This window comes from Paenimyroides ceti (genome assembly GCF_030409925.1).
Genome location: NZ_JAUFQU010000001.1, coordinates 1,628,459 through 1,643,252, shown reverse-complemented (window position 1 = coordinate 1,643,252; position 14,794 = coordinate 1,628,459). Strand labels below are relative to the sequence as shown.

The following is a 14,794-nucleotide window of genomic DNA, read 5'->3' as shown; positions in this document are numbered from 1 at the left end:
ATAGTATCTTTGCATAATAATAATTACGCCTTACATGAATCCTAATATACCTTCCCATCTTTTTAAAGATATTAATTATTTGAATTATTTGGAAAATATTCTTACCGAGAATCGTAAAAATAATTTCTTACAGGTTTTGCAAAACAGAACCAAACATTTTACCATTGCAGTAGAAGATATCTTTCAGTTGCACAATACCAGCGCTGTGATGCGCAGTTGTGAGGTCTTCGGAATACAGGAATTACATGTGATTGAACAAAAATATGGAAAAACAATTGATAAAGAGATTGCATTAGGAGCTGAGAAATGGGTAGATATTCACAGGTATAATTCTAATCAGTCCTGTGTAGATGAACTAAGAAAAAAAGGCTATCAGATTGTAGCTACAACTCCTCATACCGATGCACATTTTTTAGAAGATTTTGATATTACCAAACCTTCTGCTTTGTTTTTTGGAACGGAACGCTTAGGGTTATCAGAAGATATTATGAAGCAGGCAGATACTTTTATAAAAATTCCGATGGTAGGATTTACGGAAAGTCTTAATATATCAGTGTCAGCTGCTATCATCATTCAGGATCTTACAAATCGTTTGAGACGTTCAGATATTGCATGGCAATTATCAGAAGAGGAAAAAATTGAAAAAAGAATAGACTGGGCACGAAAATCTATAAAGGATATTGATTTTATTACGGATCGCTATATAAACCGTTGAGTTATTGTTTTTCATTTAAATATTTCCAATACCGTTTTGGTACATGTTGGATGTGCAATTTCATGTTTTTACGTTCTGTAATATTGGTACTTTTAAAATAATCTTTCCAGAGTTGATCAAAAAGGGATTCTTTTTCATCAGCTACTTCCAATGCTGGTAGAAGACTGTTGATCTCCTGTGGCATAAGCTCAATTTCATGTACCTGAATACCGTCATAAAAGATTCCGTATTTTCTTTGTTCGTCATATATAAGCCATTGCTGATCTGCATAACGGTTTTTAAAATGATGCTGAATTAGAGGGAGTACATTAAAATCAGGTTTTATAACAGTATAAAATAGTCCGTTTTGGGCTTTTTTAAAACGGATAAAAGCTTCCATCCGATGTTTCTCACGCGATACATTTTTAGCAATTTTTGAAACGCCCATAACATCAAAATTTCCATAGTCTCCAGAGATATCGGTTTTGGCTGTAAAAGCATAAACAGCCGCATTGAAAATGTGTTGAAAAGCCACAGGTTTTTCAGATAAGTACGCTTTGTATAAGCTATTTATGAATGTTTTGTTCAATTGTTTGTTTAAGCCTTTTAAAACCCGCTTTGCTTTTTCTTCATCTGAAAAAATAGTACTGCTTTCATCAAAAGCAGACGGTTGATGATAGATTGAAGATACAATTTCTACTTGTGAGTCTTTCATTTCAAACCGTTCAAAAATACAGCACATAAGACCTGTAAAACTTCCGTCAAAAACGTAAATCTTCATTAAAATAAAAGGCTTAACTGATCAGGATTATTTTTCAGGTATTTGGACTGGCTTTTTTCAAGAATCCTTTTTTTAATATACATAGGCTCCGGATCGTTTAGCTGAAACCTGCTGTCAGAACAGCGCATAAAATATTTTGCCCGGTTAAAGGCTACTCCTAAATTTTTGAGTTGATATTCATGTATTCTTCCAAATTGGCGTGCCTGAACTATCTTCTTAGCTGATTTAACGCCGATTCCTGGAATTCTTAAAATCATTTTATAATCAGCGGTATTAATATCTACAGGAAAATACTGCGGATTTCGTAATGCCCAGCTCAGTTTGGGATCTACCTGTATGTCGAGATTCGGATTTTCATCATTTAGGATTTCCTGAACTTCAAAACCGTAAAAGCGCATGAGCCAATCTGTCTGATACAGCCTGTTTTCACGTAATAATGGTGGCTGTGTACCGATAACAGGCATACGGCTATCTTCTGATATCGGGATGTATCCGGAGTAATAAACCCTTTTGAGTTGAAATTCTTTGTAATAATTACGGGCAGTATACATGATGTCTTTATCGGATTCATCTGAAGCTCCGATTACCATTTGTGTACTCTGACCTGCAGGAACAAATTTGGGTGTGCTTTTTATGATACTGCGTTCGTTATTAAATTTTACAAGGTTATCTCTGACTACACCTAAATCTCTTTTTACTTCTTCATGTGATTTTTCCGGTGCGAGCAGCTTCAGGCCTGTTTCAGTAGGCATTTCTAAATTAATGCTCATTCTGTCAGCATACAGACCGGCTTCTTTTATCAGTTCTTCACTTGCTCCGGGAATTGTTTTTAAATGGATATACCCATTGTAGCGCTGCTCAAGACGAAGCTTTTTAGCAATCCTTACCATACGCTCCATAGTATAATCTGCATTTTTAAAAATACCGGAACTTAAAAATAAACCTTCTATATAATTTCTGCGATAAAAGTTCATGGTTAATTCTACAACTTCATCTACTGTAAAAGCTGCTCTTTGTACATCATTACTTCTGCGTGAAACACAAAAAGCACAGTCAAAAATGCATACATTGGTCAAAAGTATTTTAAGCAGAGAAACGCATCTGCCATCCTCAGTATAGGTATGACAAATTCCTGCACCGGTATCTCCAACACCGTCTTTAGTATTTTTTCGGTTGCTTCCGCTTGATGAGCAGGAAACATCATATTTTGCCGCATCGGCAAGTATTTTTAATTTCTCTCTTATTCTTTCTGACATAATTCCTTGACAATTAGAGCTAAAAAAAGTAGTCTTTAAAGAAGACTACTTTCTGTAAAGATATTTATTTTTCGGTATTAATTTGACATGTTGTGTCCTTTTTGGTCATCATCTACAAAAGACTGTACCATTCTTACCACATTTCTCAACAATGTTTCTTTGTTTTTTGCATAGTCTTGTTGGTACAATGACATTTTATTGGCCAATGTTGAAGAATCGTCTGTTAATTGCTTATCACCAATATTAATTCTGATACCAATAACAGCATTATCCGGTACATCTTTAAATACAGATGTAAGATTACCTCTCCAGTCAAAATCTTTCAGATCGTTAAAACGATCCGCATTAATTGTCATCACCACTGTTCTCACAGTATCAACAATTTCAATTTCAGATTTTACTTCCTGCGCCTGTAGGCTTGAAAAGCCAAGAACTGCAAAAAAACATAGTACAAATTTTTTCATAATTAAATTTTTTAATGTTCTATTAAAGTTACGAATTTCTCTGTAAAAAAGAATGTGTTTTAGTTGCTTTTTTTCCGCATTTTCATATTTAAAAACTCTACCGCCAATGAAAATGCAATGGCAAAATAGAGATACCCTTTAGGTACAGCTCCTACTTTCTGTCCTGCTAATTCAGCCCCGGAGAGATGCATACTTTCTGTAGTAAGCATAAACCCGATCAGGATAAGAAAAGAAAGTGCAAGAATTTGTATGGAAGGATTTTTATTTACAAAGTTTCCTACAGGAACCGCAAATAGCATCATAACTCCAACCGATATGATTACAGCAGCAATCATGATATAAAGAGCTCCTTCAATACCATTGGTCATACCTACGGCAGTAAGAATACTGTCTACAGAAAAAATCAAATCAATCAATAAGATTTGCATGATGATGGAGCTAAATGATTTTACCGCTGTCTTTTTAGCATTGGTAGATTCTGTAACATGGTCAATATGGTTGACTTTTTCATGAATTTCTTTGGTGGATTTATAAATCAGAAAAATTCCTCCGGCAAGTAATATTATTGCTTGTCCATTGAAATCAGCTTTAAACCAGCTCCAGTCAACACTAAACCAGGGCGCTTTCATAGCAATAAGGAATGAAATTCCGAATAACATGGCAATTCTCATAAACATGGCCAGGAATAAACCTATTCTGGTTGCTTTTTTTCTTTGTTCTTCGGGTAATTTTCCTGTAACAATAGAAATGAAAATGATATTGTCTATTCCTAAAATAATTTCAAGAAAGGTGAGAGTCAAAAATGCAATCAGAGCATCAGCCGTTAATAAAGCTTCCATAGGTCAGATATTAGTCAATTTTTTTGATAGTGCCTTTTTGTTTGTTTACATCGCCTACAATGCCATACTCAAAGGTATACTCATTGTCTTTAGTGGTCAATATTCTCATAGAAACTCCTTTTTGCTCTGCACGGTTTTTCGGATGTAATTTTTGTAATACATATTCGCAATCATTTACCCATCGTATAGAAGCCGTGTCTGTTTTTCCATTATAGGTTTCTATCTCAATATTTTCTTTTCTGATAAAAGTTGAAGTATGTTTTACACCTTCAATCTCCTGTTCAAAAACAAAAGTACCGGTTCTGAAATCCTGACATTTTTTTTCCTGATTGTAACAGGAAACCAATACTATAGCTACAGGTAATAGTAAAAACTTTTTCATTATTTATTCGTATTAGGGTCGTTAAAAAATCCACTTACCATAGTAGTAAGTCCTTTAAAGAAAAAGAACATGGAAAACAAACAAATCAGAATTCCTAAAATTAATACCGGGTAGTAAAGTGGGTGTTCTGAATTCTTGAAAGAAGAATTGATGATTACCGGGCCAACAAACATTAACGGAATGGCAAAACCTATTTTTTGCAGGCCTTTGAATAATTTTGATCTGTTGGTATTATTTGTTGTCATGACTGTTGTATTTATCAATGGCATTACGGACATTTCCGTATGAGGTTATTAATTGTTCTGCTGTTGTAAAATCAACTTTTAGCTCTTGTTGTACCATTTTGATGGCTCTGTTTACTAATTTGTCATTAGATAGTTTCATATCTACCATTTTGTTTCCTTTTACATGACCAAGCTGAATCATGGTAGCGGTAGAAATCATATTGAGGATTAGTTTTTGTGCTGTCCCTGCTTTCATGCGTGAGCTCCCGGTTACAAATTCGGGACCTACAATTACTTCAACCGGAAAATCAGCTGTAATAGCAATCGGACTCCCTGCATTACATACAATACATCCGGTAGGAATTTGTTGCTTTTTACAGAATTCAAGTCCACCCAAGACGTAAGGTGTAGTTCCGGATGCTGCTATACCGATTACAAAATCTTTGGAAGTGATATGATGGTTTTCTAAATCTGTCTGTGCTTGTGCGGTATTATCCTCTGCATTTTCCACTGCTTTTCGGATGGCCTGATCGCCACCTGCTATAAGTCCGTTTACTAAATCAAAAGGAACTCCAAAAGTAGGCGGGCATTCAGAGGCATCTACAATCCCCAGTCTACCGGAAGTTCCTGCTCCTATATAAAAAAGACGTCCTCCGCTACGAAGCTGATTGATTACCTGCTCAGTAAGACGTTCGATTTGTGGAATCACTTTCTCTACAGCCAAAGGTACGGTCTGATCTTCCCGGTTGATGTTTGACAATAATTCGCCTATTGTCATTTTCTCCAAACCGTCATAATAAGAAGAGGATTCTGTTGTTTTTATAAAACTCATAGAAACATTAATTTGTAAACAAATTTAGTGAATTTTTGAGGTCTTTTTATATTAATTTTAGGGGCTTGATTACTTTTATTTACCTAACTTTGCGCTCATAGTAGACCGCCTTATCGCTGGTTTTAGATCAGAGGAAAGTCCGGGCACCACAGAGCAGTATAGCGGGTAACACCCGTCCGTCGGAAGATGAGGACAAGTGCAACAGAAAGTATGTACAGTTCGGCTGTAGTGAAACCAGGTAAACTCTATACGGTGAAATGCCATGTAAACTGATGTTTGAGAGCTGCTCGCTCAAGTCAGAGGGTAGGCAGATAGAACTCCCGGGTAATCGGGAGTGTAGATAAATGATAAGGGGAATTTTTCGTATGAATTATTTTACAGAACCCGGCTTACAGGTCTACTATTTTTATTCCTCTTCATTTGTATCTTCTTCTTCAGTAAATTCAAAAAATGAAAAAATAGAAGAACCGTATTTTCTACTGGATGAAAAATAGGGCAGATGTTCGAGTTTTGTCTGTGGTGAATGTTCTATAATCAGCATTCCTTCCTCATTTAGTAAGTCATTTTGAAAAACAAGTTCTGCAATTTTTTCAAATTGCTCCTGAGAAAAATCATACGGCGGATCGGCAAAAATAACATCATAAGAAGTTTTTGCTTTTTCAAGAAATTTATAAACATCAGATTTAACAGGGTTGATGTTCATATCAAATTCTTTAGCCGTTTGTTTGATAAAGTTGACACAGCCAAAATCAGTATCAACCGATGTAATTTCTTCTGAACCTCTGGAAGCAAATTCATAACTGATGTTTCCAGTTCCTGAAAATAGGTCAAGAATAGTCAATTCTGAAAAGTTGAAATGGTGGTTTAATATATTGAATAAAGATTCTTTACTCAAATCTGTTGTTGGACGTACAGGTAGTTTTTTGGGTGCAGTAATTCTGCGGCCTTTATATTTTCCGGAAATTATTCTCATGAGTTTAATAAAATAAAGTGTTTTTTGAGCTCATCTTCTGTAATGTTAAAGACACTCGCCTGTGTTTTATGATCGTATACAACAATATTTTTTATATAGGTATATGCCAAAGTGAATAATTCTGATCCGCTATCAATTTGTCCGAAAAGATGTAAAGTATGCTGATGAGTGTCGAGCTTAAGCTGTTCAAAAACAAACAGAATATAGTATATAAAATCCTGTGCAGTTTGGTATTCAAAACTATTAAAAAAGATAAACTCGTTTCCTTTCATCACAATTACTTCAAAATGATGTTCTGAAATACAACTGTAAACAGAAGAAACTCCTGAAGGGAAATCGGTTTGTAAAATATATTCTAGGAAGGCTGTGTTTACATTTTTGAAAGTAAAACCTCCGAATTGGTCAATAAAAAAATTATTGAATTGTACATAAGGAATGTAAATATTCTGTAATTGATGAGAAGAAATTTCATCATAATCAAAATAATCTGTAGGAAATATCTTTACGTTATATTGTAAATAACTCCCCAGATTATCTGCGTCAAATAAAGCACTTGGGACAAATGTATTTAGGGAATTGTCATGCAAAACCAATATATCATCGTAAGAAACCTGTAGGAGCTCATTTTTGCTGAAAATAACTTCTAACTGGTTTTCCAGGGGTGCCAGTTGATTGAGACTGATACTTTTTAAATGAGAGATTTCATTGTTTAATTTATTCTTGATTCCAAATGAAAATTCATTTAAAGAAACTTTAATGATCAATCGATTATATAGCTGGGTATTCATGCCTAAACAATTTCAGCAAATGTACGCTTTTATTGATTAACATTAAAAAGACACATTTCTTATTTATGATAAAAGCCGGCATTAAACCGGCTTTCAGATAAGTAAATCAATCGAATAATTATTTGATGATTAGTTTTTTAGAAAAAGATTTTCCGTTTACATTGAATTTCAGAAGGTAGATACCTGCCTGTACCTCTGATACATTGATGGTATTTTGTCCTTCTTCCAGACTAACTGAATTTCTTATTTTTTTACCTAAGATATTATAAATTTCAAAAGTAGTAGCTTCAGATAAACCGACATTTATAGTAAAGATTTTATCAATTGTTGGATTTGGATATACAGAAATGTTATTGTTGAATTCATTTTCACTTACAGCTGCACTTCTGTCACCAATACCCACTGCCCACCATGCTTCGCCTACTTGTTTTAATTCATTTGAATTAGCGCCGTATAAATCAGCAGCAGCAATTCTTGATGCATTATAAGCATCGATATATTGTGCGTTTGGAGTCAGCATATTAAGGGTTCTGTAAGCAATTTTTTCTGCTTTTTGTATGCTAATACCAGTTACATTATATTGATTATTAATATCATTGGTTCCTGAACCACCTACGCTAAGTAAATAGAACCAGTGATTTCCTACACCACTATTGATATGCACACCACCATCATCTACCGGTGAGGTTGTTGATGCCCAGTATGTTCCCTTATAGGTGTCTGGCTGTTGCAGCCCATACATTGCACTTCCTGATTTTGGAGCAGACATACTTCTCATATACCCTGGAGATGGTGTAAACACATCTTCACCTACAGTCCAGTTTGGCGATAAATTGGTGTAAAATTCAATAGCTGTTCCAAATATATCAGCAAAACTTTCATTTAATGCACCTGATTCACCCTGATAGGTCAAATCTCCATTATCACTTCTTGAAATTACTAAGTGAGAATATTCATGTCCGGCAACATCTAATCCTACTACCGGAGTCATAAAACCAGCTTCACCGCTTCCATAAACCATTCCTACAATAAAGTCCGGCTGATCGATTGCTCCTGCATTAGAATCTGTACCCATAATTGCTCCTGCATTATAGTAATTTCTTACGATAGCACCATTACCGTCAAAACTGTTTCTGTTGTGTATGTTTTTATAATAATCATACGTTTTACCCATTCCCCAATGAACCTCTACAGCCGGTCTTGCGGAAACTGAGTTAAAAGTAGTTGAAGAACTCGTGTATTCTGAAGTTCCTGTAAAGACTCCATTGTTTATTCCGTTAATGTTTGTTCCGTTTAAGGTATGAATGTTACGTCCGGTATCCTTTAATCGGTATTGTCCGTTGTAACTGTCAACTGTAATCGGCTGTGTATTTCTGTAATATGTAGTTCCTGTTCCCTGTACATCTGCGTGTTTGATTTTACTATATTCATTAATGACAGCACCAGACTGCGCGTCAATATATAATACCATACTTTTAAGTGGAAAGGCAGAAGAAAGGGTTATTTTTTTTATGAAAACCAATTGCGCATTTCCTTCTACAGGTATTTTTGCAATGACATTTTCTACAGCATTGATGGTAGCATTTTCAATACCAAAATGTCTTACTGAAGCTGCAATGGCATCTTCATCAGTAACAGAGGCAGTTGTATTTAATTCTTTAAATTGACTGATTTGTCCGTTTACTACCTGAACGATATTATTTTTTGAATGTACCAGAATGAATTCTCCATCTATTTTATGACCATCAAAAAGATGCTGATAGCTTTGATGATTAATACCTAATGCATCTGTATACTCTTTAACGAGTTCAAAAGTATGCTTAGCATCTAATGAAAACCATTCGTTGAAACTTCCTGTTAATTCGGTGGTAGGAATGGAATAGTTTTCTAACTCTGAGACAAAAGAACCGTATGTATTCAATACTACTACTTTAGGTAGTTTGTTGTCTGAAATTATCTGATGTGTACTGTTGAAATTTCCGGGTAATTTGTTTGCATATAAGGTGTTGGAAAATGTAAAAATCGAAGAAGTACCCAATAAAAATGACAGTACTTCTCTGTTAAATAAAATGTTGTTTCTCTCCATTTTTTCGTCTTTTAATTGAAAATGATTTCCCAAATTTAGAAAAAAGAAAGTTCAATTTGTTGTATTGAGATGTTTTAAGCATTAGTTTAACAGTACTACTCATAACTATTTTATTTAAGATTTAAATGAGTTTTTGATGTTTTTTATTTTGTATTATTTTTTCTATATTGATTTTAATTGTTAAAAAAATAATTCTTATTCAATATTTTAGGAGCCATTATAGACACATTGAGTTTCAGATCAAAATAAAAAAGAGTTTAATCTATTGTTTATGAGTGTTTTATTATTTTTTATCTTAAAAAGACTTACTGTTATTTTAAAGTTTTTAAAACCTTCCACAAATCTTATTCTGATTTAAAAACATCTTATCTTTGATAACTTAATTTATTAAAAGAATTACATTGATGACTCCTTCAGAATTTTATCATTTGGTTAAAAGTAAATTCCCTTTTGAGACTACTTTGAAACAGGATATTTTCTTACAAAAGGTAGTCCAGTTTGTTACAAATGATCAGCAAGATGAAATATTTGTTTTAAAAGGATATGCAGGTACTGGTAAAACGACATTGATTTCTACTCTTATTAATCAGCTTCGTCACATCAATAAAAAATATGTAATGCTGGCACCAACCGGTAGAGCTGCTAAGGTTATTGCTAACTACTCCAGTCAACCGGCATATACCATACACAAGCGTATTTATTATCCTAAAAAAGATAAGAATACTGGAATGGCATTTACCATGCAAGCTAATAAATTTAAAAATACCATTTTTATCGTCGATGAAGCTTCCATGATTTCTGATGTGAGTACAGATACTAATATGTACACTAATGGTTCGTTATTGGATGATTTATTGTATTATGTCTATTCAGGACAAAATTGTAAATTGATTTTAGTAGGAGATACGGCACAGTTACCACCCGTGCATCAGGAAGTAAGTCCGGCGCTCAATACTGATACACTTTCTCTCAATTATCAGATGGAAGTTACTCATATTGAGTTGGATGAAGTAATGCGCCAGGAGTTAGATTCCGGTATCTTATATAATGCTACTGAGTTAAGAGAACTTTTAGATTCTTATTTTTTAGATACTTTTCAGTTTGATGTAAAACCATTTAATGATATCGTTCCTCTGCAGGATGGGTATGAGATACTGGACGCTATTCAGGATGCCTACAGTAACCATGGAGTAGAAGAAACGGTTTTCATAGTTCGTTCCAATAAAAGAGCCAACCAGTACAATCAGCAGATCCGCTATAAAATATTAGATAAAGAAAGTGAAATATCAGTTGGTGATATGGTTATGGTTGTAAAGAATAATTATTTTTGGCTCAAAGACAACCAGACTGTTACCGACTTTATTGCAAATGGAGATATCATGGAAATTCTACAGATTTATAAAATAGTAGAATTATACGGGTTTAGATTTGCTTCGGTAAAAGTCCGTATGATCGATTATCCGGCACTTCAGCCATTTGATACGATTGTATTTCTGAGTACTTTAGAATCGGAATCTGCTTCTCTGTCTTACGACGAAACCAATAAATTGTATCAGGAAGTATTATTGGATTATGAAGATGAGCGAACAGCTTATAAAAAAATGCAAAAAGTAAAAGAAAATGAATATTTTAACGCTTTACAGATTAAATTTGCTTATGCGGTAACCTGTCATAAATCTCAGGGGGGACAGTGGAATACCGTATTTATAGAACAGCCATATTTACCAGATGGCATTTCCAAAGAATATATCCGATGGCTCTACACAGCAATGACACGTGCAAAAGAAAAATTATACCTTATTGGTTTTAAAGATAGTTTTTTTCAGGAATAATATATAGAAACATGAAAGTAATAGCAGTAATACCGGCACGATACGCATCTACGCGTTTTCCTGCTAAACTGATGCAGGATCTTGGTGGTAAAACAGTAATTTTAAGAACCTACGAGGCAGCTCTTGGCACACAATTATTTGATGATGTTTTTGTTGTCACAGATTCTGATCTTATTTTTAATGAGATCGTAAACAATGGAGGTAAAGCTGTAATGAGCATTAAAGAACATGAAAGCGGAAGTGATCGTATTGCTGAAGCCATAGAAAATATTACATGTGATATTGTGATTAATGTTCAGGGCGATGAGCCTTTTATAAACAAGAGTAATATAGAAAGTCTTATTAATATCTTTAATGAAGATAGAAACCATACTGTAGACTTAGCCTCTTTAATGTTTGAAATTTCAGATCAGGCCGCAATAGAAAATCCGAATAATGTAAAAGTAGTCGTAGATCAAAATAATTTTGCACTTTATTTTTCGCGTTCAGTGATACCGTATCCGAGGGATATCAATGTTGGTGTTCGTTATTTTCAACATGTAGGGGTGTATGCTTATCGAAAACAGGCACTTATTGATTTTTCAAATCTGCCGATGAAAACACTTGAAGCTTCAGAAAAACTGGAACAGCTGCGATACCTTGAATTTGGAAAACGAATCAAAATGGCGGAAACAAATCATACGAGCATAGGAATAGATACGCGTGAAGATTTGGAACAGGCCAGGCTATTATTAAAACAAAAAGGTTCGATATAAATCGAACCTTTTTGGTATTTAATAACGGGTTTTGAGCGCTATGTTCCCGAGATTTTTTATTTCATCCTGACTGGTAAATATTGCTTTACCGTTTTTATTGATTACTTCCCATGCAATAGTACTTGTAATATCATCTATCACACCTGTTTCAGAGGCATTTTCTGCGAGATCAAAGGTGCGTTCATCTTTCATTTTTACAGGTTGTGTGAAATTTTGATGGACAATAAGTAAGTCTGCATTTCCATCAAGAGCAGCCTGATAAATTTCCTGAAGATCCGTCAGAACTTCACCTTTTGAAACCGCCTGATTCATTTTTTCAATAAGTTCACTGCGTTCTTTTTTCTGTAAGTCGGTAACAATCTCCCACGCTCCATGACTCAGGTCTTTCTTTGTAAAACTGTTGAAATTCAGGGAAAAATGTCCGGAGTATAAATTAGGCCGGTCGGCAACCAATTTTAAAGTATTGAAATTATCATGTGTGGTCGCAACAACACATCTGAGATTAGAAGATCCAATTTCAGCAATAACGGCTTTATCAACAATATTAAAAAACTCCTTTACAAGATGTTCATTACTGTTCGCTTTTTTGTTTAAATGGATAAGGTTGTACTTTTCTTCATTAAACGGGAAATCATCTGTTTCTATTTCTCGTATGAGTACATCATTATTCGCTAAATATAAATGCACATTCTTTTGTGTAAGAAACAGAATATAGTATTCTTCTTCACGATTATAGTTTTTGATAAGAGAGCGTATGGCGAATGTCTCATCAATGAGTACCCCCTCATTCGTTACCGGCCAGTTTGATCGGATAATTTCAAGGGTATCATTGGAAATAAAAATATGAATACTTTCAATATTTTTATCGACTTCAAAACCACTTTTTACTTTCTCTAAGTTTGACAAAAGAGAAGCGATTTCTTTTTTGTTAAATTCAGATTCAAGTCTTTGTTCAGCTTCTTTTATATAGTTTTTTAATCGGATTTCATCCTGAAGATTATCAGGAATCGTTCTGTGTGTATTAAAAGAAATAGTTACACATGCTTTGTTTTTCTCCTTTGCTAATTTTAATAACTGTTCTTTAATTGCCATATAATAGATTTTAAATGTTAATAAATTTTTTAAGCATTTTTAACACTTAAATATAATCATTTGAAAGTTAACGATCAATTATATAACAGGCTTTTGCATTTCTTTAGCATTTAAAAAGGGTTATGCTTTACAAGCATATATTACGTGAAATGTTCTTCTTTATCAATAGCTTTGGTTGTATTGAATAAATACTTTCGAATATTCAAATGTCAATTGATAGGTCAGAATGCTCTTTCAGTAATTATAAACAAATTTGATGAAGTATTTAGTCAAATTAAAACAGGCTCAAAAAGTTGCATTTCTATTGGTTAGGATTGGTTAATAGATTTTGTACCATAATACTAACGAAATAGGTTGTTTATAATCGAAGAGGTAATCGGATGTTTCATTTTATTTATGAAACTTAGTTTAAAAATAGTACTGATACAGGACCGGTAAGAAATGCGGTAATCATTTCAGCGTCTCAAAAAAGTAAGCATTATGAAATTGCCTTCTTTGGTACTTTGGCTGACTTTGCAAAAACATTAGGAGAAACCAAAGTAGCCAAGCTTCTTGTGGAAACTCTGAATGAAGAAAAAGAGGCTGACGAAACTCTATCTAAATCAGCTTATAATAATATCAATTTTAAAGCTTCAAAAGAAGATTAAGAAGCATTACAGAAAAAGAAATACCGCAATCATAGCGGTATTTTTTATGATATCAATTGAGAGCTTTTTCAATTATCGACTGATTCCTTATTTCTTTTGGAGTCTTACCAGTATGCTTTTTAATAAAATGCCCAAAATTTCCTTCGTCATTAAAATCCAATTCGAATGATATTTCGCCGATGCTCACCTTTGAATGTTTTAAAAGCCTGATGCTTTCTTGTAATAAACGTTCAGTTATTATTTGTTTAGGAGTTTTACCTAAAACTTGCTCAGTCATTTCAGTTAATCTTCTGGGTGTTATATTTAATTTATCAGCATAATACTTCACAATTTTGTGTTGTTTGTAATTGGTGTGAAGCATAACACGGAATCTGTTAACGATGTCAATATTTTCAAAGTTACCGCGAGTAGCTTCAAGACTGTTATCTCCAATATTTAAAAAGCCATCCAAAATCAAAGCTTCAATAGTATTGTGTGCAATAGAATTATATAGTCCGCTATCTTTATCCTGATACAGTTCAAGTCGTTCAATAGCAAATCTTTTTATATCATGTTCGGTTGTCCGGGTAGGAGATATGAAAATATCTTCTGTGAGATTGTAAAATAATTCTGAGTTAAGAAACATGCTGTCTTTAGCTGACCTTTCATAAAATGAAGCAGAAAATGCAATTAAATAAGTGTTTTCTTCTTCAGTGTTTTCCTGATAGGTAATATTATTATGCGGACCAATATACACTATATTCGGACCTTTTATTTCATATTCTATTCCTTCAACAGTAATGATTGCATAATCAAAAACAATATAAATGCAATAATAGTCAAGTGTATTAAAATTTCTTTTACCTCCATTAAAGCTAATGATTTTTTTGAGTGTATTAATACTAAACCCATTTGTCTTCAATTGCTCTGTAAGTTGAAAATTTATCATAATAATATTTTAAAAGAAAATTATTGAATCAATATTATTATATACGATATAATAATTCTAATGGATTGAAATTGTTTGCAGTAAAGATAAATAAATAAGTATAGTATAAAAGTTATAGTATTATTAAACGCAACAAAATTTCATAACAGTCTTTTCTCTTAATTCAAAATATTGAATTTATCAGTTAATTGTTCCTGGATTATCCGATTCATGAATGAAAA

The 14,794-nt window shown here is 33.5% G+C and carries 15 protein-coding genes, 1 other RNA gene and 1 pseudogene; 5 read left to right on the top strand and 12 right to left on the bottom strand.

The genetic code is table 11. The features are described 5' to 3' along the window. The first annotated feature begins 34 nt into the window (after window positions 1-34). Window positions 35-715, top strand: coding sequence for a TrmH family RNA methyltransferase (locus QW060_RS07965; protein ID WP_290363110.1), 681 nt, complete (start codon window positions 35-37; stop codon window positions 713-715). 1 nt (window position 716) lies between these two features. Here the strand turns inward: QW060_RS07965 and QW060_RS07960 are convergent, their stop codons facing one another. The 7 genes from QW060_RS07960 to murQ form a co-directional block, all read right to left on the bottom strand. Next, the gene (locus QW060_RS07960) at window positions 717-1,475 is read right to left on the bottom strand and encodes a TIGR03915 family putative DNA repair protein (protein WP_290363109.1); all 759 of its coding nucleotides are present in this window, start codon (window positions 1,473-1,475) and stop codon (window positions 717-719) included. Then, window positions 1,475-2,731: a putative DNA modification/repair radical SAM protein gene (locus QW060_RS07955; protein WP_397385969.1), complete on the bottom strand. Its 1,257-nt coding sequence runs from the start codon at window positions 2,729-2,731 to the stop codon at window positions 1,475-1,477. The genes QW060_RS07960 and QW060_RS07955 overlap by 1 nt, the downstream gene beginning before the upstream one ends. Window positions 2,732-2,808: 77 nt before the next feature. Beyond that, window positions 2,809-3,195, bottom strand: a complete 387-nt coding sequence (locus QW060_RS07950; protein WP_290363108.1) for a hypothetical protein — start codon at window positions 3,193-3,195, stop codon at window positions 2,809-2,811. Between the two features lie 59 nt (window positions 3,196-3,254). Then, on the bottom strand, window positions 3,255-4,034 hold the full coding sequence (locus QW060_RS07945) for a TerC family protein (RefSeq protein ID WP_290363107.1): 780 nt from the start codon (window positions 4,032-4,034) through the stop codon (window positions 3,255-3,257). 10 nt (window positions 4,035-4,044) lie between these two features. Next, entirely contained in the window at window positions 4,045-4,416 is a 372-nt protein-coding gene (locus tag QW060_RS07940) for a DNA topoisomerase IV (protein ID WP_290363106.1), read from the bottom strand. Continuing rightward, window positions 4,416-4,661: a DUF6095 family protein gene (locus tag QW060_RS07935; protein WP_290363105.1), complete on the bottom strand. Its 246-nt coding sequence runs from the start codon at window positions 4,659-4,661 to the stop codon at window positions 4,416-4,418. Before QW060_RS07935 ends, QW060_RS07940 begins: the two co-directional genes overlap by 1 nt. Further along, entirely contained in the window at window positions 4,648-5,472 is an 825-nt protein-coding gene (murQ, locus tag QW060_RS07930; RefSeq protein WP_290363104.1) for an N-acetylmuramic acid 6-phosphate etherase, read from the bottom strand. Before murQ ends, QW060_RS07935 begins: the two co-directional genes overlap by 14 nt. Window positions 5,473-5,569: 97 nt before the next feature. Here murQ and rnpB point away from each other — a divergent pair. Next, window positions 5,570-5,880: RNase P RNA component class A (rnpB, locus tag QW060_RS07925), an RNA gene on the top strand. Here rnpB and rsmD read toward each other — a convergent pair. The 3 genes from rsmD to QW060_RS07910 all read right to left on the bottom strand — a co-directional run bounded on the left by rsmD (window position 5,879) and on the right by QW060_RS07910 (window position 9,319). Next, window positions 5,879-6,445, bottom strand: coding sequence for a 16S rRNA (guanine(966)-N(2))-methyltransferase RsmD (gene rsmD / locus QW060_RS07920; protein ID WP_290363103.1), 567 nt, complete (start codon window positions 6,443-6,445; stop codon window positions 5,879-5,881). The genes rnpB and rsmD overlap by 2 nt on opposite strands. Beyond that, window positions 6,442-7,233, bottom strand: coding sequence for a DUF3822 family protein (locus QW060_RS07915; RefSeq protein ID WP_290363102.1), 792 nt, complete (start codon window positions 7,231-7,233; stop codon window positions 6,442-6,444). Before QW060_RS07915 ends, rsmD begins: the two co-directional genes overlap by 4 nt. A 118-nt stretch (window positions 7,234-7,351) precedes the next feature. Further along, on the bottom strand, window positions 7,352-9,319 hold the full coding sequence (locus QW060_RS07910; RefSeq protein WP_290363101.1) for a M4 family metallopeptidase: 1,968 nt from the start codon (window positions 9,317-9,319) through the stop codon (window positions 7,352-7,354). Between the two features lie 404 nt (window positions 9,320-9,723). On the opposite strand from QW060_RS07910, the gene QW060_RS07905 reads away from it, so the two are divergent. After that, window positions 9,724-11,151, top strand: a complete 1,428-nt coding sequence (locus tag QW060_RS07905; protein ID WP_290363100.1) for an ATP-dependent DNA helicase — start codon at window positions 9,724-9,726, stop codon at window positions 11,149-11,151. Window positions 11,152-11,162: 11 nt separating this feature from the next. Beyond that, window positions 11,163-11,906, top strand: a complete 744-nt coding sequence (kdsB, locus tag QW060_RS07900) for a 3-deoxy-manno-octulosonate cytidylyltransferase (RefSeq protein ID WP_290363099.1) — start codon at window positions 11,163-11,165, stop codon at window positions 11,904-11,906. A gap of 18 nt (window positions 11,907-11,924) precedes the next feature. Here kdsB and QW060_RS07895 read toward each other — a convergent pair whose 3' ends face one another. After that, window positions 11,925-12,998 (bottom strand): baeRF3 domain-containing protein, encoded by a 1,074-nt coding sequence (locus QW060_RS07895; RefSeq protein ID WP_290363098.1) that lies wholly within the window; start codon window positions 12,996-12,998, stop codon window positions 11,925-11,927. Between the two features lie 431 nt (window positions 12,999-13,429). On the opposite strand from QW060_RS07895, the pseudogene QW060_RS07890 reads away from it, so the two are divergent. Continuing rightward, window positions 13,430-13,645, top strand: a pseudogene (locus tag QW060_RS07890) (YciE/YciF ferroxidase family protein); the annotation flags it as partial. Window positions 13,646-13,697: 52 nt separating this feature from the next. On the opposite strand, the gene QW060_RS07885 reads toward QW060_RS07890, so the two are convergent. Continuing rightward, window positions 13,698-14,573 (bottom strand): helix-turn-helix domain-containing protein, encoded by an 876-nt coding sequence (locus QW060_RS07885; RefSeq protein ID WP_290363097.1) that lies wholly within the window; start codon window positions 14,571-14,573, stop codon window positions 13,698-13,700. Window positions 14,574-14,794 lie beyond the last annotated feature (221 nt).